The following is a 347-nucleotide window of genomic DNA, read 5'->3' as shown; positions in this document are numbered from 1 at the left end:
GCACCCTCTCTGATTACAACATCCAGAAGGAGTCTACCCTGCACCTGGTCCTCCGTCTGAGGGGTGGCATGCAGATCTTCGTGAAGACCCTGACTGGCAAGACCATCACCCTGGAGGTGGAGCCCAGTGACACCATCGAGAACGTGAAGGCCAAGATCCAGGATAAAGAGGGCATCCCCCCTGACCAGCAGAGGTTGATCTTTGCCGGCAAGCAGCTGGAAGATGGCCGCACCCTGTCCGACTACAACATCCAGAAGGAGAGCACGCTTCACCTCGTCCTACGTCTGCGTGGTGGTGGTAAGAAGCGCAAGAAGAAGGTCTACACCACCCCCAAGAAGATCAAGCAC

Annotated in this window: 1 protein-coding gene; it reads left to right on the top strand. The window is 56.8% G+C overall.

Translation table 11 applies throughout. The annotated features are described in order from the left end of the window. Nucleotides 1–68: 68 nt before the first annotated feature. The coding region (locus ACOSDR_RS20255) for a ubiquitin family protein (RefSeq protein ID WP_420732350.1) at nt 69–347 on the top strand (279 nt) is incomplete at its 3' end.

Origin of the sequence: Hwanghaeella sp. 1Z406, assembly GCF_048892425.1 — a bacterium.
GTDB lineage: Bacteria > Pseudomonadota > Alphaproteobacteria > UBA8366 > Aestuariispiraceae > Pacificispira.
The sequence above is the reverse complement of the archived record's forward strand: the minus strand, read 5'-3'. Positions and strand labels throughout refer to the sequence as shown.